Annotated in this window: 20 protein-coding genes; 8 read left to right on the top strand and 12 right to left on the bottom strand. The window is 73.0% G+C overall.

What is annotated here, in order from left to right:
* Positions 1-95: 95 nt before the first annotated feature.
* Positions 96-1,010 (bottom strand): SDR family NAD(P)-dependent oxidoreductase, encoded by a 915-nt coding sequence (locus AB0G52_RS10180; RefSeq protein WP_132891621.1) that lies wholly within the window; start codon positions 1,008-1,010, stop codon positions 96-98.
* 86 nt (positions 1,011-1,096) lie between these two features.
* On the opposite strand from AB0G52_RS10180, the gene AB0G52_RS10185 reads away from it, so the two are divergent.
* Positions 1,097-2,023, top strand: coding sequence for a cyclase family protein (locus AB0G52_RS10185; RefSeq protein ID WP_361335566.1), 927 nt, complete (start codon positions 1,097-1,099; stop codon positions 2,021-2,023).
* A 329-nt stretch (positions 2,024-2,352) separates the two neighbouring features.
* Here the strand turns inward: AB0G52_RS10185 and AB0G52_RS10190 are convergent, their stop codons facing one another.
* The 4 genes from AB0G52_RS10190 to AB0G52_RS10205 form a co-directional block, all read right to left on the bottom strand.
* Positions 2,353-2,829 (bottom strand): ATP-binding protein, encoded by a 477-nt coding sequence (locus AB0G52_RS10190; RefSeq protein WP_132891695.1) that lies wholly within the window; start codon positions 2,827-2,829, stop codon positions 2,353-2,355.
* Between the two features lie 18 nt (positions 2,830-2,847).
* Complete coding sequence (locus tag AB0G52_RS10195) at positions 2,848-2,985, bottom strand: hypothetical protein (protein ID WP_165939481.1); 138 nt, start codon at positions 2,983-2,985, stop codon at positions 2,848-2,850.
* Between the two features lie 396 nt (positions 2,986-3,381).
* Positions 3,382-4,254, bottom strand: coding sequence for an acyl-CoA dehydrogenase family protein (locus AB0G52_RS10200; RefSeq protein ID WP_132891623.1), 873 nt, complete (start codon positions 4,252-4,254; stop codon positions 3,382-3,384).
* A 6-nt stretch (positions 4,255-4,260) separates the two neighbouring features.
* Positions 4,261-5,391: an acyl-CoA dehydrogenase family protein gene (locus AB0G52_RS10205; RefSeq protein ID WP_132891624.1), complete on the bottom strand. Its 1,131-nt coding sequence runs from the start codon at positions 5,389-5,391 to the stop codon at positions 4,261-4,263.
* Positions 5,392-5,524: 133 nt separating this feature from the next.
* On the opposite strand from AB0G52_RS10205, the gene AB0G52_RS10210 reads away from it, so the two are divergent.
* Complete coding sequence (locus AB0G52_RS10210; RefSeq protein WP_361335571.1) at positions 5,525-7,072, top strand: AMP-binding protein; 1,548 nt, start codon at positions 5,525-5,527, stop codon at positions 7,070-7,072.
* Here the strand turns inward: AB0G52_RS10210 and AB0G52_RS10215 are convergent.
* A complete protein-coding gene (locus AB0G52_RS10215; protein WP_132891626.1) occupies positions 7,056-7,568 on the bottom strand; it encodes an EF-hand domain-containing protein in 513 nt (170 codons plus the stop codon). The genes AB0G52_RS10210 and AB0G52_RS10215 overlap by 17 nt on opposite strands.
* 162 nt (positions 7,569-7,730) lie before the next feature.
* Positions 7,731-8,105, bottom strand: coding sequence for an STAS domain-containing protein (locus tag AB0G52_RS10220; RefSeq protein WP_132891627.1), 375 nt, complete (start codon positions 8,103-8,105; stop codon positions 7,731-7,733).
* 384 nt (positions 8,106-8,489) lie between these two features.
* On the opposite strand from AB0G52_RS10220, the gene AB0G52_RS10225 reads away from it, so the two are divergent.
* Together AB0G52_RS10225 and AB0G52_RS10230 are read left to right on the top strand one after the other, a co-directional pair.
* Positions 8,490-9,071, top strand: coding sequence for a sigma-70 family RNA polymerase sigma factor (locus AB0G52_RS10225; RefSeq protein ID WP_132891628.1), 582 nt, complete (start codon positions 8,490-8,492; stop codon positions 9,069-9,071).
* Entirely contained in the window at positions 9,068-10,345 is a 1,278-nt protein-coding gene (locus tag AB0G52_RS10230; protein WP_132891629.1) for a maleylpyruvate isomerase N-terminal domain-containing protein, read from the top strand. Before AB0G52_RS10225 ends, AB0G52_RS10230 begins: the two co-directional genes overlap by 4 nt.
* Before the next feature lie 144 nt (positions 10,346-10,489).
* On the opposite strand, the gene purU is transcribed toward AB0G52_RS10230, so the two are convergent.
* Complete coding sequence (gene purU, locus AB0G52_RS10235) at positions 10,490-11,374, bottom strand: formyltetrahydrofolate deformylase (protein WP_132891630.1); 885 nt, start codon at positions 11,372-11,374, stop codon at positions 10,490-10,492.
* 96 nt (positions 11,375-11,470) lie between these two features.
* Positions 11,471-11,971, bottom strand: a complete 501-nt coding sequence (locus AB0G52_RS10240) for a hypothetical protein (protein WP_132891631.1) — start codon at positions 11,969-11,971, stop codon at positions 11,471-11,473.
* A 117-nt stretch (positions 11,972-12,088) separates the two neighbouring features.
* On the opposite strand from AB0G52_RS10240, the gene AB0G52_RS10245 reads away from it, so the two are divergent.
* Positions 12,089-13,393: an ABC transporter substrate-binding protein gene (locus AB0G52_RS10245; protein WP_132891632.1), complete on the top strand. Its 1,305-nt coding sequence runs from the start codon at positions 12,089-12,091 to the stop codon at positions 13,391-13,393.
* 12 nt (positions 13,394-13,405) lie between these two features.
* Here the strand turns inward: AB0G52_RS10245 and AB0G52_RS10250 are convergent, their stop codons facing one another.
* Entirely contained in the window at positions 13,406-14,932 is a 1,527-nt protein-coding gene (locus AB0G52_RS10250; protein ID WP_361335578.1) for a hypothetical protein, read from the bottom strand.
* 201 nt (positions 14,933-15,133) lie between these two features.
* The gene (locus AB0G52_RS10255; RefSeq protein WP_132891634.1) at positions 15,134-16,519 is read right to left on the bottom strand and encodes a transcriptional regulator; all 1,386 of its coding nucleotides are present in this window, start codon (positions 16,517-16,519) and stop codon (positions 15,134-15,136) included.
* Positions 16,520-16,793: 274 nt separating this feature from the next.
* Here AB0G52_RS10255 and AB0G52_RS10260 point away from each other — a divergent pair, with 274 nt between their 5' ends.
* The 3 genes from AB0G52_RS10260 (at position 16,794) to AB0G52_RS10270 (ending at position 19,936) form a co-directional block, all read left to right on the top strand.
* A complete protein-coding gene (locus AB0G52_RS10260; protein WP_361335581.1) occupies positions 16,794-17,462 on the top strand; it encodes a bifunctional DNA primase/polymerase in 669 nt (222 codons plus the stop codon).
* Between the two features lie 108 nt (positions 17,463-17,570).
* The gene (locus AB0G52_RS10265) at positions 17,571-18,341 is read left to right on the top strand and encodes an ABC transporter ATP-binding protein (RefSeq protein WP_132891636.1); all 771 of its coding nucleotides are present in this window, start codon (positions 17,571-17,573) and stop codon (positions 18,339-18,341) included.
* Complete coding sequence (locus tag AB0G52_RS10270; RefSeq protein WP_361335584.1) at positions 18,338-19,936, top strand: transporter; 1,599 nt, start codon at positions 18,338-18,340, stop codon at positions 19,934-19,936. Before AB0G52_RS10265 ends, AB0G52_RS10270 begins: the two co-directional genes overlap by 4 nt.
* Positions 19,937-19,966: 30 nt before the next feature.
* Here AB0G52_RS10270 and AB0G52_RS10275 read toward each other — a convergent pair whose 3' ends face one another.
* Positions 19,967-20,827, bottom strand: coding sequence for an alpha/beta hydrolase (locus AB0G52_RS10275; RefSeq protein WP_361335587.1), 861 nt, complete (start codon positions 20,825-20,827; stop codon positions 19,967-19,969).
* Between the last annotated feature and the right edge of the window lie 147 nt (positions 20,828-20,974).

The raw sequence follows: 20,974 nt of genomic DNA on the forward strand, positions 1-20,974 counted from the left end.
AGAGATGGTTCGATTCGGCCGACCCAGGGGCGCGAGGAACTGCGCGAGCAACCACGACGGAGCCGCACCCGCACACACACCGCACCCCCACCCCCCTAGGCGTTCGGCCGCCCCCCGCCCCGCGCAGCGGCCTCCATCGCCGCCACCCGGGCCAGCATCGGCATCGGCTCCACCCCCACGCTCCCCGGCAGCACCTCGGCGATCCGTTCCGGCGTCCAGGAGCCCCCCTCGGCGTACGCGGCCCGCACCTCGCTCGGCTGGGCCCACACCGCGATCTTCGGCCCGGCGACCGTGTAGACCTGCCCGGTGACCCCCGCGTCCCGCGCGGCGTCGGAGAGCAGGTAGACCACGAACGCGGCCACGTCCTCGGGCTCCCCGATCTCGGCGAGTTCCATCGGCACCCCCGCCGACATCCGGGTACGCGCCACGGGTGCCACCGCGTTGGCGGTCACCCCGTACTTGTGCAGGCCGAGCGCCGCGCTGCGCACCAGCGAGATGATCCCGCCCTTGGCCGCGCTGTAGTTGGCCTGCGAGACGGAACCCTGGTGGTTGCCGCTGGTGAAGCCGATCAGGGTGCCCGCGCGCTGCTTCCGCATCACCGCCGACGCCGCCCGGAACACCGTGAACGTGCCCTTGAGGTGGGTGGCGACCACCGGGTCCCACTCCTCCTCGGTCATGTTGAACAGCATCCGTTCGCGCAGGATCCCGGCCACGCACACGACCCCGTCGAGCCGGCCGTACGACGCCAGCGCCACGTCCACGATCCGCCGGCCGCCCGCCATCGTGGAGATGTCGTCGGCCACGGCGACCGCCTCGCCGCCCGCCGCCTCGATCTCCTTGACGACGGCCTCGGCGACCTCGCTGGTGGGCGACGCGCCGTCGACCGAGACGCCGTAGTCGTTGACGACGACCTTCGCCCCCTCGGCCGCCGCCGCCAGCGCCACGGCCCGTCCGATACCGCGCCCGGCACCCGTCACGGCGACGACCCTGCCTGCCAAGAAGTTCCCCATGCCCGGCCCCTTCCCGCGGTTTCTGACGGACCGTTAGATTTTATGGCGCGTCTGATGTGCGGACACAAGCCCCGGGGAGGAACCGGATGTCACTGCCGGCTGAGTTCCACGACATCGCCAAGCGCGTCAACAACTGGGGGCGCTGGGGCACCGCCGACGAGCTGGGCACGCTGAACCTGATCACCGACGAGGTGGTCCGGGAGGCGGCCGCGACCGTGCGCACCGGCCGGCGGGTCCCCCTGGCCCTGCCGCTGCGGGAGGACGGCGTGCAGACCGGGATGATCCCCGGACGGGTCAACCCGCTGCACGCGATGGTGCAGATCAACCAGGAGCTGTTCGGGCCGGGGACGGTCGCGTGCAGCGACGACGCCGTGACGATGGGGCTGCAGGCGGGCACCCACTGGGACGCGCTCACCCATGTCTCGCACTCGGGGCGGCTGTACAACGGCCGCCCGGCGGACACCGTGACCGCGCACGGCGGGGCCGGGTTCGCGGGGATCGACAAGGCGCGGCACATCGTCTCGCGCGGGGTGCTGCTGGACGTGGCACGCGCGCGGGGCGTCGAGCGGCTGGCGGGCGGCCACGCGGTCACCCCGGAGGATCTGGACGCCGCCGAGGAGCTGGCCGGGACGTCGGTCCGCGCCGGTGACATCGTGCTGGTGCGGACCGGGCAGGTGCAGGTGTACCTCGCCGGGGACAAGCACGGGTACGGCTACCCGTCGCCGGGCCTTTCGGTGCGGACCCCGCAGTGGTTCCACGCACGCGACGTGGCGGCCGTCGCCAACGACACCCTCACCTTCGAGATCTTCCCGCCCGAGATCGAGGACCTCTGGCTGCCCGTGCACGCCCTGGACCTGGTCGAGATGGGCATGCTCCAGGGCCAGAACTGGAATCTCGAAGAGTTGTCCACAGCCTGTGGAGAAACCGGCCGGTACGCGTTCCTGCTGTCGGCGACGCCCGAGCCGTTCGTGGGTGCGACGGGCAGCCCCGTCGCACCCGTGGCCGTCCTCTGAAGCCCGGCGCGGCCCGAGCGGGAGTCCGAGTCGGTGTCACGCCGGGAACCGGCGTGACACCGACCCTCCCCCATCCCCCCGGAATCCGGACGGTCACGCGCGCGGGCCCGCCCCGAGCCCGGCCCCGCACGCCACCGTCCGTCTCGACCCACACTCGACGAGGACGTCCGCGGCCGGACCCCTCGCCGTCCCCTCGCGGCGAATCGCAGACCTCAAGCGTGTTCAAATGGTCACGGGGCGTCAACACCCGTTCGGGGTTTGCCCGTCGCGGTCCGATTCACCATGGGCGCGCACGGATGCAACCCCCGGCGCATCACCGCACACGGGGATCACACCGCCTCGAACGCCAGCCCCTCGAAGGAGGCCAGACCGCCCCCGTACGCCACCGCCGCACCCTGCCGGGGTTCCGAGCACCGGTCGAGTTCGCACCAGATGCGCTTGCCGGCGCCTTCCCGGCTCCAGCCCCAGCGGTCGGCGAGTCCGTCGACGAGGGCGAGGCCGCGGCCCCCGGTCGCGTCACCGTCGACGCACCTCGGCACGGGCGCGCGGGTGCTGTCGTCGGCGACCTCCAGCCGCACGGTGGCCGGGTCCTCCTCGGCCGCGCGGTCCGCGCCCGGCAGCGAGAGCCGCAGCACGGCGGGCCGGCCGGTGTGCACGACGGCGTTGGTGACCAGCTCGGAGACGAGCAGGATCAACGTCTCGGCGAGCGGCTCGTCCACCGCTATACCGGACCCGGCGAGGCGCGAGCGGGCCCACCTTCTGGCCCGCCCCACCTCCGCGGGGTCGGGCCGGATCTCCAGCTGCACTTGAAGCACCTGCACCGCTCACACCATCCGAACCGGCGGACACATGAACCCGCGCCGAGCCAACGCCACGACGAGGACCGCGACGACGAGGGCGACGAGGGCCACGATCGTAGCCATTTTCTGCATGGCCAGAACAACGGCCAGAGCAAGGGTCACGGAACGTGATTCCCTTACGAGACAGCATGGTTGACGTACAGTCACCCCAACAAGCGCTTCGGGCATATTCCAGCGCGAAGGAGTACGCCTACGGCATACTGTGCGACGCTCGCGGCGGGGAGTCGAACAGGCGGGGGCGCAAGCCCTTACCGCCCTGCGAACAGCGGCACGCGCCACGAGCCGCGGGGCCGCCTCGACGGCGCCGCGGGCATGGCTCGTCCTCGGAACCGCTCGCATCCCACAGAAGGTACCGGAGCGGACACCCGACTCCAGGCCGTGACGAGTCACGCGTTGGACACAACCCGGTATCAACGCTCCGTGATCCCGTCGTGCCACAATCCGCGACATCCTGACCGCCTGGGCGTCGATTCCGCAGACCAGAGCCCTGCCGCACGGTCACCCGAGCAGGTCGGCCGCGAGCTTCTCCTCACTCTCCGTGACACCCCCGCCACGCTGGGACCGCACCCAGGCCCGCTTCAGGAGGAGGTGCACCTCCGTCTCCCAGGTGAAGCCCATCCCGCCGTGCACCTGGAGACAGTCCCGGGAGCCGGCCACGGCGGCCTCGTCGGCGAGCAGCCGGGCCGCCGCGATGTCCAGCGGGTCGGCGGTCACGGCGGCCGCGTAGACGGCCGCACGCGCGGTCTCGGCCCGCACCAGCATCTCCGAGCACAGGTGCTTGACCGCCTGGAAGGCCCCGATCGGCTGCCCGAACTGCACGCGTGTGCGAGCGTGCTGCACGGCGAGCTCGCACGCGCGCACCGCCGTGCCGAGCTGCTCGGCGGCGGTCAGCAGCACGGCCACCGGATCCGGGGCTCCGCCACCGGGCACCCGGTGCAGGGGCGTCAACGGGTCGACGGAGCGCAGCGGTACGGCCGCCGGCACGTCCCCCGCGCCCCCCGTCACAACGTCGGCCTCGGCCAGCCACTCCACCAGGCCGCCGTCCACGCGGGCCACCACGGTCGCCCCCTCGGCCGCGCCCGGCACGTCGGCGGCCGCGAGGTGGGTGGCCAGCAACGGGCCGGTCAGCAACGCCCGTCCGGCTTCCTCGAACACCAACACGGCCTCCGGCAGCCCCAGTCCGACCCCACCCGCCGCCTCCGGCAGCCGCAGCGCGAAGAACCCGGCCGCGCCCAGCTCCCGCCACAGCTCCCGGTCCAGGCCCGGCGCGGCCACGGCCGCCCGCAGCGCCGCGCCGTCGAACCGGCGTCCGAGCAGCGCCCGCATGCCGTCCCGCAACGACCTCTGCTCACCGGTCAGCCGGAAACGCACGTCCGTTCACCGCCCCTTCGGCAGTCCGAGGATCCGCTCGGCCACGATGTTCCGCTGGATCTGCGAGGTCCCGGCGGCGATGGTGTACGAGAGGGAGGAGAGCCGGTCGAGGACCCACGGCCGGTCCAGGTCGAGCGCGTCGGGGCCGAGCACGGCGGCCGCCGCGTCGTACAGCTCCTGGCGCGCGTGCGAGTAGCGCAGCTTGAAGACCGAGCCGCCGACGCCGGGCACGCCCCGGCCCTCCGCCTCGCTGACGTTCCACTGGGTGAGCCGCCACAGCGCCCGGAACTCGGCGTTCAGCCGGCCGAGGCGGCGGCGCAGCACCGGGTCGTCCCAGCTGCCGTTCGCACGCGCCGCGCGCGCGAGGTCGCCGAGCACCCGGCGGCAGGCGACGACCTCGCCGACGAAGGCGGTGCCGCGCTCGAAGGAGAGGGTCACCATGGTGACGCGCCAGCCGTCGTTCTCGGCGCCCACCCGGTTGGCGACGGGGACCCGCACCTCGTCGAGGAACACCTCGGCGAACTCGTCGGAACCGGCGAGCGTGCGCAGCGGCCGTACGGTGACGCCCGGGGCGTCCATGGGCAGGGCCAGCCAGCTGATGCCCCGGTGCTTCGGCGCCCCGGGGTCCGTCCGCACCAGCAGCTCGCACCAGTCGGCGACCTCCGCGTGCGAGGTCCAGATCTTGGATCCGCTCACCACGTAGTCGTCGCCGTCGCGCCGCGCGCGCGTGCGCAGCGCGGCCAGGTCGGAGCCGGCGTCCGGTTCGCTGAAGCCCTGGCACCACACCTCGTCGCCGCGCAGGATCGGCGCCAGCCAGCGGGCCCGCTGCTCCGCGGTGCCCTCGGCCGCGATGGTCGGGCCCGCGTGCAGCAGGCCCACGAAGTTGGCGCCCACGTAGGGCGCGCCGGCCCTCTCGGTCTCCTCCAGGAAGATCAGCCGGACGGTCGGGGAGGCGTCCCAGTGGACGTCGGCGTACCCGGCGTCGTGGAGCGTGCGCTGCCAGCCGAGGTCGTAGGCGCGGCGGCCCGGCCAGTCCTCGGGGCGCGGCTTCGGCGGCAGACCAGGGAGCACCTTGGCGAGCCACTCCCGAAGGCGCGCCCGGAAGTCCTCCTCCTCGGGCGTGTACGACAGATCCACCGGCAGGCACCCCCACGGAGCTGATGGCTCGTCAGATATTGCAGGCTAGCCCCGCACCCCTGGACCGGCAAGGCGCCAGGACCTACGATCTGACGACTCGTCAGCTGGAGAGGGACAGGACAGGGGTCCGGCCATGGACGACACGAACGCCATCGCACACGAGCTGAGCGCCTCCCGCACCCTCTGGGACCTGGCCGCCCGCCGCGCCGAACTCACCCCGGAACGCCCGGTGTTCCTCCAGGGCGACCGGACGCTGTCCTTCGGCGCACTGCGCGCGCGTGCCGAACGCGTCGCGGCCGGCCTGTACGGCATGGGCGTGCGCCCCGGCACGGTCGTCGCCTGGCAGCTGCCCACCCGGATCGAGACGGCCGTGCTGTCCTTCGCGCTGGCCAGGCTCGGCGCCGTGCAGTCCCCGGTCATCCCCTTCTACCGGGACCGCGAGGTCGGCTTCGCGCTGCGCGAGTCCCGGGCCGAGTTCTTCGCCGTACCGGGCGTGTGGCGCGGCTTCGACCACACGGAGCTGGCCCGGCGGCTGGGCGCGAAGGGCGTCTTCGAGGTGTACGACGCCGACGGGCTGCCGGACGGCGACCCGGCCGTGCTGCCCGCCCCGCCCGCGGAGGGCACCTCGGTCCGGTGGATCTACTGGACCTCGGGCACCACCTCCGACCCCAAGGGCGTCCTGCACACGGACCGTTCGCTCGTCGCGGGCGGCTCCTGCCTCGCGCACGCCCTGCGGCTCACGGCGGACGACGTGGGCTCCATGGCCTTCCCGTACGCGCACATCGCGGGCCCCGACTACACGGTGATGCTGCTGCTGTACGGCTTTCCTGCGGTGCTGTTCGAGCAGTTCGCGCTGCCGGACGCGCTGCCGGAGTACCGCAGGCACGGGGTGACGGTGGCGGGCGGGTCGACGGCGTTCTACTCGATGTTCCTGGCCGAGCAGCGCAAACGGCCGGGGACCAGGGTGATTCCCTCGCTGCGGCTGCTCGCGGGCGGCGGGGCGCCCAAGCCGCCGGAGGTGTACTACGCGGTGGTGCGGGAGATGGGGGTGCAGCTGACGCACGGCTACGGCATGACCGAGGTGCCGATGATCACGATGGGGGCGCCGGACGACACGGCGGAGAACCTGGCGACGACCGAGGGGCGGCCGCCGGCCGGGATGGAGATACGGATCGCCGAGGGCGGCGAGGTGCGGCTGCGCGGGGAGGCGGTGTGCCAGGGGTACCTGGATCCCGCGCAGACCGCGGCGGCCTTCGACGAGGACGGGTTCCTGCGGACCGGCGACCTCGGGCAGGTGACCGACAGCGGTCACCTGGTCCTCACCGGGCGGCTCAAGGACGTGATCATCCGCAAGGGCGAGAACATCTCGGCGAAGGAGATCGAGGACCTGCTCGCCGCGCATCCGGCGGTGGGCGACGCGGCGGTGGTGGGGCTGCCCGACGCCGAACGCGGGGAGCTGGTGTGCGCGGTGGTCGAGCAGCCGCCCGGCGCGGCCGTGCTGACGCTCCCGGAGGTGGTGGCCTACCTGCGCGCGGAAGGGCTGTCGGTGCACAAGCTGCCGGAGCGGCTGGAGGTGGTGGACGCCCTGCCGCGCAACGAGACGCTGCGCAAGGTGCTCAAGTACCGGCTGCGCGAGCGGTTCTCGGGCTCCTCCGCGGCGGCCGTCACTCCGGAATCGTGAAGTAGCGGGCGAACGCCGGGACGATCCCCGCCTCCGCGACCCTGCCGTCGCCGTCGGTGTCGAGGCCCGCGGCGACCGTCCGCGCGGTCTCCGGGGGCACGCCGAGGGCGCGCAGGACGCGCTCGGTGTCGGGGACGGTCACCGTGCCGTCGCCCGCGGTGTCGGCGAGCGCCAGGGCCGCGTGCAGGAAGGGGCGGGCGATCTCGGCGAACCGGTCGGGGTTGTCGTGCAGCCGCTTGACCGCGCCGCTCACGAACTCCTCGCGGGTGATGCGCTGGTCGCCGTCCCGGTCCGCCATGCCGGCCATGCCCTGCCAGAAGGCCTCGGCGCCGGCGTACAGGGCCTGGCCCTTGTCGGAGCGGGCCGGGACGCCGAACTCGGCGAGGAGCGCCTTGGCCGCCGAGTTGAAGTCCTCGCGGTCGATCCAGCCGTTGCCGTCCTGGTCGAAGGTTGCGAACCGGGCGGCGATCCGTCGCTCGTACTCGGTGCTGACCATGTCTGTTCGGGCCGCCTTACGTGACGTGGGGGTTCTCCTCGCAGCGAGCGTACGACGCGGGCGACGGCCGGGGAGCGGGAAAACGTCCGTTGTGCCAAGACCGGGGTAATTCCGGGACACCTGTGTGGCACTGTCCGGGCAGCCCCCAAGGCGTGTTGCGCCCTAGGCGGACAGGGGGTCCTCCTCGTCGGAGACCGCGCTGTCGGTGTCGGCGTACACGTCGAACAGCCGCCGGACGCCGAGGGCGCCGAGGACCCGGTTGACGTGAGAACCGTCACTCGCGCCCCGGGCCGGCAGGATCAGCCGCAGCCGGCCCCGGCAGGAACGGATCAGGCGCCGGGCGGCGATGAGGACACCGACCCCGCTGGAGTCGCAGAAGAAGACGTCGGACAGGTCGAGGACCAGACTGTGGTGGCCCTCGGCCACCACGTCGTGCACCCGCTGGCGCAGGACCGGCGAGGTCACCAGGTCCAGTTCGCCCGACACCGCGAGCACGGCCCACTCGCCCTGTTCCTCGCCGGTCACCTTGAAAGCCACGGCTCAGCCCTCCGCTCGCCGGATCTCCGGAACCGCCCGGAAACGGAGCCAGTTCCTACGCTTCTTTTCGCGCGGCTGCCCAGCGGCCGTTCCCCGAAACCCCGGATGACAAACGAGGGACGGTCAGGAAAGGTCTTGTTTCGGTCACTGTAGATCTACATCGATCTCTATCGATCTTGTTCGATCTCGACTGATCTCGATTGGTCCCGGTCGATCGCGGTCGATCCCGGTGGATCGGAAACAGGGACGCTCGGGCGGCCTCTACCACTCCAGGTCCGGCACGGGGCGCGCATTGGCACAAAGGGGCGTGCGTCGCCGGACGTGCCGACTACATTCGAGGAGACGGTGCGGACACGCTGGACACGGGCACGGGGAGGGGGCCGCATGGCGAAGAGGGAGACACCACCCCGCTGGGACCGCAAGATGCAGCAGCGGCTCGCACGGGGCGAGGCCGCCGCCCTCGGTGAGCTCTACGACCGCTTCGCCTCGCTCGTGCACGGCCTCGCCCACCGTGTCCTCGGCGACGAGAGCGCCGCCGACTCCATAACCCGCGAGGTCTTCGTCCACGTCTGGGAGCATCCCGACGCCTACGACCCCAGGCAGGGGCCGCTGCGCTCGTGGGTCGCCGCGCTGACGCACCGGCTGGCCGTGCAGCGCCTGCGGGCCACCGAGACCGCCGCGCTCCCGGCCGACGGTGGCGGCGGCACCGAGGCCGCGGAGGAGCTGGAGCGCAGGGTGCGGCGGGCGTCCGTCGCCGCCCGCGCGGACTACATCGTGCACTCCATGCCGACCCCGCTGCGGGCCGCCCTCGACCTCGCCTACTTCCAGCGCCGCGACTACCGGGGGACCGCGGCGGACCTCGGCGTCACCGAGGACGAGGCCCGCCGCCGGCTCCGCCTCGGCCTGCAACTCCTCTCCACCGCCCACGACACCACCACCCCGCCGGGCTACGGAGCCGACGCATGAGCGCCCCCTTCGATCCCCCGAACGACCCCGCCCCCGACGAGGGCGCCGACCCGACCCCCGCCGGCGGGGGCGAACGGGGGCGCGTGCCGCGCATACCGCTGCCTCGGCCGTCCGTCGAGGACGGTGGGCAGGCGTTGCCCGAGGCGCCCGAACCGCCGCCCGTACCGCTGGAGTTGTCGCACGACGTCCTGAAGTCGCTGCTCGGGGCGTGGGCGCTGGCCGCGTGTTCGGCGGCGGAGGCGCTCGCCGTCGAGGCCCACCTCGGGAGCTGCGGGGCCTGCGCGGACGAGGCGCGGCGGCTGCGGGAGGCGGTCGGGCTGCTGCACCAACCGGAGAGCCTGGACCTCGACCCCGGGCTGCGCACCCGCGTCCTGGAGGCCTGCCTGGAGCGTCGGCCGGCCCGGATCCCGATCCCCGCGTGGGCGGCGCCCTACGACGCCGAGACCGCCCGCCTGGACGCTCTGCTCCAGGACATCGGCGACGCGGAGTGGCACGCGCCGGTACGGCTGCGCTGGTTCGACGGTTCGACCCCGACGAGCCGCCGTACGACCGTCGCCGGGGTCATCGCGCACCTGCTGTCCGTGGACGGTCTGGTGGCGACCGCGCTGGGCCTGGAGGACCCGCTGGGCGACGCCGACGCGACCGGCCCCGCGGCCCGTACCGAGGCCTTCTGGCAGGCGTCGTACTTCCCGCCGACCCGGGCGCTGCGGGTGCCCTGGCGGGAGCAGAGCCACCGTCTCGTGCAGACCGTCTCCTTCACCGGCGGCGGCGCCGGGCGCCTCGGGGTGTCGTACGGCGACTTCGAACTGCCGCTGCACGACGCGATGCTGGACCGGGCGTTCGAGTGCTGGGTGCACGCGGGGGACATCGCGGACGCCGTGGACTACCCCTACGGGCCGCCCGCCCCTCGGCACCTGCACAGGATGATCGACCTCGCGGCACGGATGCTGCCCCTCGTCCTGGCGGCCCGCAGGCAGGCGGGGCTGGCGGCGCCCGGTCCGACACCCCACCTGGTCCCCGCCGGACAGCCCGGCCGGAGCCTGCGGCTGGAGATCGAGGGCAGCGGCGGCGGCGAGTGGCTGATCCCGCTGGACTCGCCGGGGGCGGTGGGCTCCGCGAAGTTCGAGGTGGCCCATGTGGCCCTGGACGACGTGGAGTTCTGCCAGCTGGCCGCGGGACACGTGCCGCCGGAGGAGGCGGCCGCCGGCCAGCTGGGCGACCGCACGGCGATCAGAGACGTCCTGTTCGCGGCGGCGAGCCTGAGCCGCATGTAGTCCGCGGGTGGGTGGGGGCTGGTCGCGCAGTTCCCCGCGCCCCTTCAGGGCGCGTTGCGGCAGCGCCCCTTCAGGGGCGCGGGGAACTGCGCGGGCGACCACGAACCTCCCGCAGCCGCCCTGCGACGAGAACCGCCCTGCCCGCTAGGCGAAGACGACCGTACGGCGGCCGTTCAGCAGGATGCGCCGCTCCGCGTGCCACTTCACCGCTCGCGCCAGCGCCTGGCACTCCACGTCGCGGCCGATCGCGACCAGCTGGTCCGGGGTGACGTCGTGCCCGACCCGCTCGACCTCCTGCTCGATGATCGGCCCCTCGTCGAGGTCGGCGGTCACGTAGTGCGCGGTCGCGCCGATCAGCTTCACGCCTCGCGCGTGCGCCTGGTGGTACGGCTTCGCGCCCTTGAAGCTCGGCAGGAACGAGTGGTGGATGTTGATGATCCGGCCGCTCAGCTGCTTGCACAGGTCGTCCGAGAGGACCTGCATGTAACGGGCCAGCACGACCAGCTCGACGCCCTGCTCACGGACCAGTTCGAGCAGTCGCGCCTCGGCGTCGGCCTTGGTCTCCTTCGTCACCGGGATGTGGTGGAAGGGGACGTGGTAGGACTCCACCAGTTCCTGGAAGTCCGTGTGGTTGGACACCACCGCGGCGATGTCGACCGGCAGCGCGCCGGTCCGGGCGCGGAAGAGCAGGTCGTTCAGGCAGTGCCCGAACTTGCTGACCATGAGGACGACACGCATCCGCTCGTCGGCCCGGTTGATCTGCCAGTCCATGTGGAAGGAGTCGCCGATCGCCGCGAAGCTCGCCCGCAGTTTGTCGACCGTCACCGGTGCCTCGGCCGAGAAGTGCACGCGCATGAAGAACAGACCGGTGTCGTGGTCCCCGAACTGCTGGCTGTCCTCGATGTTGCAGCCGGTCATGAACAGGTAGCTCGACACGGCGTGCACGATGCCCTGCTTGTCGGGGCAGGAGAGGGTGAGGACGTACTGGTCGGCCGGGGCGGCCTGGGCTCGGGTGGGCTGATCGGTCATGCACCACAGAATCTCATGCCCCGCCGCGCCCGACACCGCCTGTCCGCCACGCGGACCGCCGTCCCGCCCCCCCGGGACACCGGCCGCCGCGCGGGACTACGCCGCCCGCGTCATGATCCGCAGCACTTCGAGGCTGCGCGGCGGTGCGTCCGGGTCGTCGCCGTCGCTCGCCGCCAGGCGCAGGTGCGCGTCCCGGGCCGCCCGGACCGCGTCCGGCCACCCCTGGTGGTCGAGGTAGGCGGAGACCGGCGCGTCCGGCCCCACCTGGTGCATGATCCGCAGCACCCGCAGCACGGCGGTGTCGACGAGCGCCGCCTCCTGCGAGTCCCGGAATATCGTCCCGACGTACTTCTCGGCGGACCAGTTGTCCAGCCAGGTGTCCTCGACCAGCCGGTAGACCGCGTCGGTCACATCGCCGTACCCGTCCTGGCCGGCCAGCCAGACGTTCCGCTGGAAGTCCGGGTCGGAGAGCATGTGCAGCGCGGAACGCACATTGCTGCGCCAGCGCCACCACGGCATGTCATTGAGTGGCATGTCGCCCATGGTGGAGGAGCGACGGCCGCGACGGGAAGAGTTCTCCGAACCTTGCACGGTCATCGATCGTACGTTCCTCGTCACCAGACCTTCACCGGCCCCCGTAATTCACCTGCGTGTCACCCTTCGTTGACCGATGGTCACTCCCGGGTTCTCGATGTGGGGGAATCGTGCGTGAGCATGACCGGCAGTCGGCACAAGCGCAGCACCTTTCCTCCTTCGCCCCACCGGCCCCGCAGAGCCACCGTCCTGTCCGCGGTGGCCCTGGCGGCCTGTGCGTCACTCGCCGCCGGTTGCGGGACCGTCCCAGGTCTCGCCGGTCCGGCGGACGACGCGATCAAGGTGATGACCTGGGCGCCGCAGGAGACCGGCGCCACCAACAAACCCGGCATGCCCGCCATGGCGTCCGCCGTCGTGCGCTGGCTCAACTCCCAGGGCGGCCTCGGCGGCCACCAGCTCAAGCTGCTCACCTGCAACGACCACAACACCAGCGTGGGCGCCGCGAGCTGCGCGCAGCGCGCGGTCGACGAGAACGTGGTCGCGGTGGTCGGCTCCTACAGCCAGTTCGGGGACTCCTACTTCCCCCCGCTGGAAGGCGCGGCCATCCCCTACATAGGCGGCTACGGGGCCTCGAACGAGGAGTTCACCAGCCCCGTCTCCTACCCCGTCAACGGCGGGCAGCTCACCCTGCTGGCCGGGCTCGGGGAGGCGCTGGCCACGTCCTGCGGCCCGGTCACCCTGGTCCGCCCCGACAGCATCGCCGGCGACCAGCTGCCCCAGCTGCTCGACTCGGGCCTGCGGGCGGGCGGCCACGGCAAGGCGATCGACCAGCTCGCGGCCGAGGACCTCACCGCGTACGACGAGCAGTCGAAGCAGGCGCTGGAGAGCGCGTCCTCGGAAGCGGCGAAGACGGGCTGTGTGGTGCCCGAGCTCGGGGGGCGCACGGCCACCTTCATGGACAGCTTCCAGCGGGCCCGCCAGGACTACCCGAAGGTGAAGACGGCCGCCGAGATCGGCAGCGTCGACCAGACGGTCGTCAACTCCACCGGCGGTGCGTCCGGCCCGTACGAGGGGTCGTACATCACCGGCTGGTACCCGGTCGCCTCGGACCCGCGCTGGGACGAGATGAAGAAGGTCATCAGCAAGGAGGCCTTCGGCGACAACCGGATCGACCCGGCCGACGCCGGGGTGCAGACCACCTGGATCGCCTTCAAGGTGCTCGCCGCCGCCCTGGCGAAGGCCGGCGACGGCGCGGTGACCTCCGACAGCGTGCGCCGCGCCCTCAACAACGGCCTGAAGGTCTCCACCGGCGGCCTCACCCCGACCCTGACCTGGCCCTACCAGGGGAAGCTGGCCGCCGCCGGCTTCTCCCGGCTGGCCAACGCCGACGTCAACGTCCAGACGGTCAGGGGCGGCCTGCTGCAGTCGGCCAACAGGACCGCCCTCGACATGACGCGGACCCTGGAGAACGCCGACCTCAGCTGACCGGCGCCCGGGTCACAGCTGGGTCGGCTGCCGCTGGGTCAGCCCGTACTTGCTCGCGATGCTGTTCCACAGCGCCGCCGCCTTCGCCTTCTGGGAGCTGGCGGTGCCGCTCTCGCGGTTGCCGGCCGCGGTCTGGCCGGTGGCGCGGGCCTGGCCCTTGTGGCAGCCGTGCTTGCCGCCCGCCTGGTCGGCCCAGGCCGCGTAGTGGTTGTCGGCGTTCGCGGAGGCCTGCCAGGCCTTGGTGAGGGAGGCGGTCAGCTCCGCGTTGTTCGCCAGCTTGTCGACGGACAGCTTCGACAGCCGGGTGATCAGCTCGGTGCGCTGCCTGGCCGCGTCGCGCAGGTCGGAGGCGGAGCCGCCGAGGTTCTGGCACTGCTTCACACTGGCGACGGCGCTGATCACGCTGGCCCGGCTGCTGCCGCTGTCCGCGAGCAGCTTGTCCAGGGCGACGGCCTGGGCCTTCGCGGGGTCGGCCGCGGCCTGCGAGGAGTCCGCACCGGCCGACGCGGACGCGGCGACCGTCTTGTTGTCGCCGGCCGAGCCGCCGCCCCCGCTGAGCAGGGCACCGGCGCCGACCCCGAGGGCAACGATGGCGACCCCGATCGCCGCGATCAGGGGCACCTTCGACCGGCTCCGGCCACCCCGGCCGTCACCGGCGTCGTCGTAGCGGTCGTACGACGGCGGGGGCTGGGGCGGGGTGTAAGCGGGCTGGGGCCCCTGCTGGAAGCGGGGCAGCTGGGCGGTGGACGCGGCGGGGGGCTCGCCGCCCGGCCCGCTGCGGAAGAGGTTGTCGAACTCGGCGGGCGGCCGGCGATCGGCACCCTGCGCGTCCTGGGGGCCACCGGCCGGGTAGGGCGCGATGTACTGCGTGGCGTCGGCGTCGGAGTGCGCCGCGGGCGCGCTCCGGCCGAGGTAGGCGGTCCGCTCGTGCGGGTTCTCCGGCGGCAGCGCCCCGGGACCGACCGGCGGGATCAGCTGGGTGGCTCCCTCGGGGCCCGCCGCCACCGGCGGCAGGTACTGCGTGGCGCCCTCGTCCACCGGCCCGGCCGGCACCGGGGGTATGAACCGGGTCGCGCCCTCGTCCGCCGGCACCGGGGGTATGTACTGGGTGGCGCCCTCGTCGGCGGGCGGCAGCGGGGCGCCGTAGGGGGCCTGTCCCGCGGCCGGGGGCAGCGGGGCGCCGCCGTAGGACGGCTGCTGCGGGGACGGTGCGCCGTAGCCGCCGTACGACTGCTCGTAGCCGCCGCCGTACGACGCCCCCTCCGGCGGGAGCGGGCCGGGGCCCGGGGAGTTCCACTCCTGGCCCGCCGCCTGCGGCCAGTCCTGCTGGGGCCGGGGCGCGCCCTGCTGGTGGCCGGGCCCCCACGGCTGACCCCACTCCTGGCCCTCGGAGGGCGCGGTGGCCGGCGCCGGGGGCGCGGCGGGCGGCTGCACCGGGCGGGCCGAACCGCCCGTCATGCCCGGCAGCAAGGGCTCGCCGCCGTCGGAGGGCAGCACGATGCCTTCGCGCGCGGGCTCGCCCTGTCCACTCTGCGTCACCGGGACTCCTACTAATGGGGGACCTTGTGAATCGTCGGCTCACGCTACCGGGTCCCCTCCACCAGGTGCCACGCAGCCAAAGGCGCGATCTTGTTCCCGGTGACAGGAGTGACGAAACCGCCCCGCGCTGCGCTGTATATGCCGTCTCTTGAGCGGCAACGTGTGGTTTCCCCCACGTTCACGCATGCGCGGGGCATGAATTCATGCGGCCGCCTGCAGATCCAGGCGGGCGCCGAACTCCCTTACCACCGGTTCGTCCCGGAACGGCTCCAGGCGCTGCTGGAAGTCCTCCAGGTACTCGGCGCCCCGGTTGGACCGGACCGTCTCCAGCAGTTCGACCGCCTTCGTCCCGGTGGCACAGGCCTGCTCGATCTCGCGCTGCTGCACCTGCGCTGTGGCGAGGAGCACATAGCCGATGGCGCGGCGCCGCGCCCGGGTCGGCGGGTGCCCGTCCAGCGACTGCCGGGCGCACCGCGCCGCCGCCTCGGCCTGCCCCAGGTCACGGTGGCAGTGCGCCAACTCGTCGGCCAGGTAGGCCTCGTCGAAGTGCGCGATCCACGCCGGGTCGTCACCGGAGGACGGATCGGCCGCCTCCATCGCGGACACCGCCCGTCCGGACGCCAGTTGCGCGGCCCGCGCGTCGCCGAGCAGCGCGTGCCCGCGGGCCTCGGCCGCGTGGAACATCGCCTCCGCGCGCGGCGTCACCCGGCCGCGCGCCCCTTCCTGCGCCGCCCGCGCCAACTGGGCGATCTCCCGGGGGTTGCCGAGCTGCGCGGCGAGGTGGCTCATGGAGGCGGCGAGCACATAGCCGCCGTAGCCGCGGTCCCCGGCGGCCTGCGCGAGCCGCAGCGACTGGATGTAGTACCGCTGGGCGAGACCGGGCTGGCCGGTGTCCACGGCCATGTACCCGGCCAGTTCGGTGAGCCGGGCCACCGCGGCGAACAACTCCCGCCCGACCGACTCCCGGTAGGAGCCGGCCAGCAGCCCGGACACGACGCTGTTGAGGTAGTGCACGACGACCGGGCGCACGTGCCCGCTGCCGAACTGGTGGTCCAGGTCGGTCAGCGCCTGCGTCATCGCCCGCACGGCCGCGACGTCCGACTGCCCGACCCGCGGGCCGGCCTGCCGCGCCACCTGCGCGTCCGGCGCCGAGATCAGCCAGTCCCGGCTCGGCTCCACCAGCGCCGACGCGGCCACCGAGGAACCGGACAGGAAGTCCCGGCGCCCCACGTCACTGCGCCACAGCTCGCAGACCTGCTCGATGGCCCCCAGGACGGTCGGCGAGAACTGGAGACCGACGCCCGACGCGAGGTTCTTGCCGTTGGCCATGCCGATCTCGTCGATCGTGACCGTACGGCCCAGCTTGCGCCCCAGCGCCTCGGCGATGATCGCGGGCGCCCGGCCCCGCGGCTGCTGGCCGCGCAGCCAGCGCGCCACGGACGTCTTGTCGTACCGCAGGTCGAGCCCGTGCTCGGCGCCGCACATGTTGACCCGGCGGGCGAGCCCGGCGTTCGAGCACCCCGCCTCCTGGATGAGCGCCTGCAACCGTTCGTTCGGCTGCCGCGCGACAAGCGGCCTTGCGGCCATGGCGTACCCCCTGCGAACTCCCTGTAGGGAAAAGATCCGGCCTTTGCGATCACTGCCCAGCGGACATACCGAAAATGCGGGACATGCGAGGATTGCCGGGTAAACGCGGCGGAACCACGGGGACGACCGCCGCCAACCCCCCACAGGTGACTACCCGCTCACGCCCCGGTTCCTCCTGCGCGCCCCCACACATGCATCCATGCGCCCCGATTGCGGAAAAGATGCTCCTCCCCCGCGCGCGTAACGCCCGTAACTCCAGGTGGATGCGGGAGTTGTGTTGAGCGTGGAAGAGACGATCGTCGGCACCGAAGCCGCTCAGATTCCGAAGCAGCGGGGGGAATCGCTGCTGGAGACCGCCGTACGCTACGCCGAGGAGCGTCACTGGGACGTCTTCCCCGGCACCTGGCTGGAAGCGGCCGAGGGGGTGCAGCGCTGCTCCTGCGGGCAGGTCGCGTGCGCGGCGCCCGGCGCGCACGCGGCGCGTCCGGACTGGGCGACGCAGGCGACCGGCAGTGCGACGGTCGCGCGCCGGATGTGGCAGAAGCAGCCGACGGCGTCGATCCTGCTGCCCACGGGGCGCACCTTCGACGCGCTGTCCGTGCCGGAGACGGCCGGGTTCCTGGCGCTGGCGCGGATGGAGCGGATGGAGCTGGCCCTGGGGCCGGTGACGCTGACCCCTGATCGCCGGATGCAGTTCTTCGTCCTTCCCGGGGCGTCGGTGAAACTGCCGGAGCTGGTGCGGAAGCTGGGCTGGTCACCGGCGTCGCTGGATCTGACGGCGCTCGGGGAGGGCGCGTACGTCCCCGCCCCGCCCACCCGGTACGGGTCGCGGGGGGCCGTGCAGTGGGCCCGCCGGCCGACGGCGGCGAACCGGTGGCTGCCGGATGTGGAGGAGCTGATCTCGGCGCTGGCCTACGCGTGCGGGCGGGAGAGGGACCGGTAGCGCCCGGTGGCGTGCCGAGTGCTGTGATCGTGCGGCTGCGGGTGCGATGTGGCTGAGCGCGCAGTTCCTCGCGCCCCTGAAGGGGCGCTCCCCCCATAGGGTTGGCCCATGACCGATGCCGTGCGTGTTCGTGGGCTATGGAAGCGGTTCGGGCAGCAGGTCGCCGTCGGCGGGATCGACCTGTCGCTGCCCGCCGGGAAGTTCGTCGGGCTCGTCGGGCCCAACGGTGCCGGGAAGACCACCACCCTCTCCATGGTGACCGGGCTGCTCCGGCCGGACCAGGGCAGCGTCGAGGTGGTCGGGCACGACGTCTGGCGGGACCCGGTCGCCGTGAAGGCCCGCATCGGCGTCCTCCCCGAAGGACTCCGGCTCTTCGAGCGGCTCTCCGGACGCGAACTGCTCGGCTACTCGGGACGGCTGCGCGGCCTGCCCGGCGCCGAGGTCGACAAGCGGGCCACCCAGCTCCTGGACGTGCTCGACCTCGCCGGTGCCCAGCACAAACTCGTCGTCGACTACTCGACCGGCATGCGCAAGAAGATCGGTCTCGCGGCCGCCCTCCTGCACAACCCCGAAGTGCTGTTCCTGGACGAGCCGTTCGAGGGCGTGGACCCGGTGTCCGCGCAGATCATCCGAGGCGTGCTGGAGCGCTACACCGGCTCCGGGGCGACCGTCGTCTTCTCCTCCCACGTCATGGAACTCGTCGAGTCGCTGTGCGACTGGGTCGCGGTGCTGGCGGCGGGCCGGATCCGCGCGACGGGAACGCTCGCCGAGGTGCGCGGGGAACACCCCACGCTCCAGGCCGCGTTCCTCGAACTCGTCGGGGCGAGCGGCCGGGACACCGCCTCGGACCTGGACTGGCTGGGCGGCGGGGCCCGATGACCGACGTGACCTCCACCGTGGTCCGGCTGAAGCTGTCGCTGCTGCGCAACGGACTGCGGCAGTCCGGCGGCCGGCGGGCCGCGTTCGTCGCGTCGGCGGTCGTCGCGCTGCTGTTCGCGGTGGTGCAGCTGCTGGGGCTGGTCCTGCTGCGGGGGCAGCCGCACGTGGACGCGGTCGCCGTGCTGGGCGCCGCCGTACTGGCACTCGGCTGGGCGTTCATGCCGCTGTTCTTCCCGAGCGGCGACGAGACCCTGGACCCGACCCGGCTGGTGATGCTGCCGCTGCGGCCACGCCCGCTGGTCCGGGCCCTGCTCGCCGCCTCCCTGGTCGGCATCGGACCGCTGTTCACCCTGGTGCTGCTGGTGGGCTGCGCGGTGTCGGTGGCGCACGGGGCGGCCGGGTACGGCGTCGCCGTCGTCGGCGTCGCCCTCACGCTGCTGATCTGCGTGGCGCTCGCGCGGGTGATCGCCACCGCCAACGTACGGCTGCTCAGCAGCCGCAAGGGACGGGACCTGGCCGTACTGAGCGGCCTCGTCATCGCGGTCGGGGCACAGCTGGTCAACTTCGCGGCCCGCAGCCTGGGTTCGGCCGGGCTCGGGGAGCTCGCGCCGGTGTCCGACGTGGTGCGGTGGCTGCCGCCCGCGTCGGCGATCGGGGCGGTGCACTCGGCGAGCGAGAGGTCGTACGGCACGGCCGTGCTGCAACTCGCCCTGTCCGCCGCCGCACTGGCGCTGCTCGTCGGAGTGTGGGCGAGGACCCTGACCCGGCTGATGACCGCACCCGACGGTTCCACGCTCCAGGCCCCCGACCGGCCGGCGGACTCCAGGGGCCGCGCGTCGGCGGGCGGCGGCCTGGGCGCCCTGCTCCCGGCCGGACGCACCGGCACCGTCATGGCGCGCAGCCTGCGCTACGTCTGGCGGGACCCGAAGACCAAGGCGGCGTGGGTGACCTCGCTGGCCATCGGTGTGATCGTGCCCGTCTTCAACGCCGTGCAGGGCACCGGGTCGGTCTACTTCGCGTGCTTCGCGGCCGGGATGCTGGGGATCCAGATGTACAACCAGTTCGGGCAGGACACCTCCGCGTTCTGGATGGTGGCCATGACCATCTCGTCCGCCCGCGACGCCTACGCCGAGCTGCGCGGCCGGGCCCTGGCCCTGCTGCTGATCACCCTGCCGTACGCGACGCTGGTGACCGTCCTGACCACGGCGGTGCTGGACGACTGGGGCCGGCTGCCCGAGGTGCTCGGCCTCTCCTTCGCCCTGCTCGGCGCGATGCTGGCCACCGGCGCCTGGACCTCGGCCCGCTTCCCGTACTCCATCCCCCAGGAGGGCCACCGCAACGTCGCCGCGGGCCAGACCGGCCTGGCCTGGATCGCGATCTTCGGCGGCATGGTCTCGGCGGCCCTGCTGTGCGCCCCCGTCATCGCCCTGGCCATCACGCTGAACGTGACCGCCGGGGGCGACGCCTGGACCTGGCTCCTGCTACCGGTGGGCGCGGCCTACGGGGCGACGATCACCTGGGCGGGCCTGCGCCTGGCAGCACCGCGCACGGCGGCCCACCTCCCGGAGATCCTGACAGCTGTCAGCAAGGGCTAGCTGCAGCGCGCCCCCTCCGCTCGCGCCCCCTCACTCCCCCAGCCGGTCGAGAAACGGCTCCACAGCCGCCCGCCACGCCTCCGGCCGGTCATAGGGCAACAGGTGCCCGGCGTCGGCCACCTCCGCGTACTCCCCCTTCGGCAGCACCCGGACCATCTCCTGGGCCTCAGCCCGCCCCAGCTCCCCGTCCACCCCGCGCACGACCAGCGCGGGACACGGCACCTGGGCCAGCTCCTCCCAGTGCGCGTCGTACACCCAGGTCTCCCGGGAGCTCAGCATCCGGTCCGGATCGAACACAGGCCGCCACCCGTCGGCGCACTCGTGCATCACCTCGGCGTAGAACTCCCCGCGCGCCGGGTTCGGCCGCTCCACCCAGGGGTCGTCCTCGCCGAACCACTTGCGTACGTCGGCGAGCGTGGCGAAGGGGACGGGCCAGGCCTTGAACCATTCGGCCCACTCGCGCTGCGAGGCCGCCCCGAGGGCGGAGGCCCGCATGTCGCAGATGATCACAGCCCGGACCAGTTCGGGGCGCTTCGCGGCGAGCTGCCAGGCGGTCAGCGCGCCCATGGCGTGGCCGACGACCACCGCCGGGGCGAGTCCCAGCTGCTCGATGGCGGCCGCGGCGTCCTCCACGTACGCCTCACGCGTGTACGCGGCCTGGGGGAGCTTGTCGCTCTGGCCGTGGCCGCGCTGGTCGAGCGCGACGGCCCGGTGCCGTCCGGAGAGCCAGCGGGCGGTGGACGCCCAGTGCGAGGCGCGGCCCATCAGGCCGTACAGTAACAGCACACCGGGAGACGGCCGCTCCGGGTCGTCCTTCTTGGGCGGGTCCGCGAACTCCCAGGCGGCGAGGTGTACGCCGCCGGCTCCTGTCACGTCGATGCGCCGTGCCATGGGCCTGGCACCCCCCTAGCTCCGCGTGCCTAGTGTCGCCTCGTATCGCTTCGCGCTGCTCCGGTACCCCTCAGACTATCGAATACCTATTCGAAAATCGGCTTCCTGCGGGCAACACCCCTCCTTCGAGTGACCCCTCCCCAGGCA

This window comes from Streptomyces sp. NPDC021562 (assembly GCF_040640875.1).
Lineage (GTDB): Bacteria > Actinomycetota > Actinomycetes > Streptomycetales > Streptomycetaceae > Streptomyces.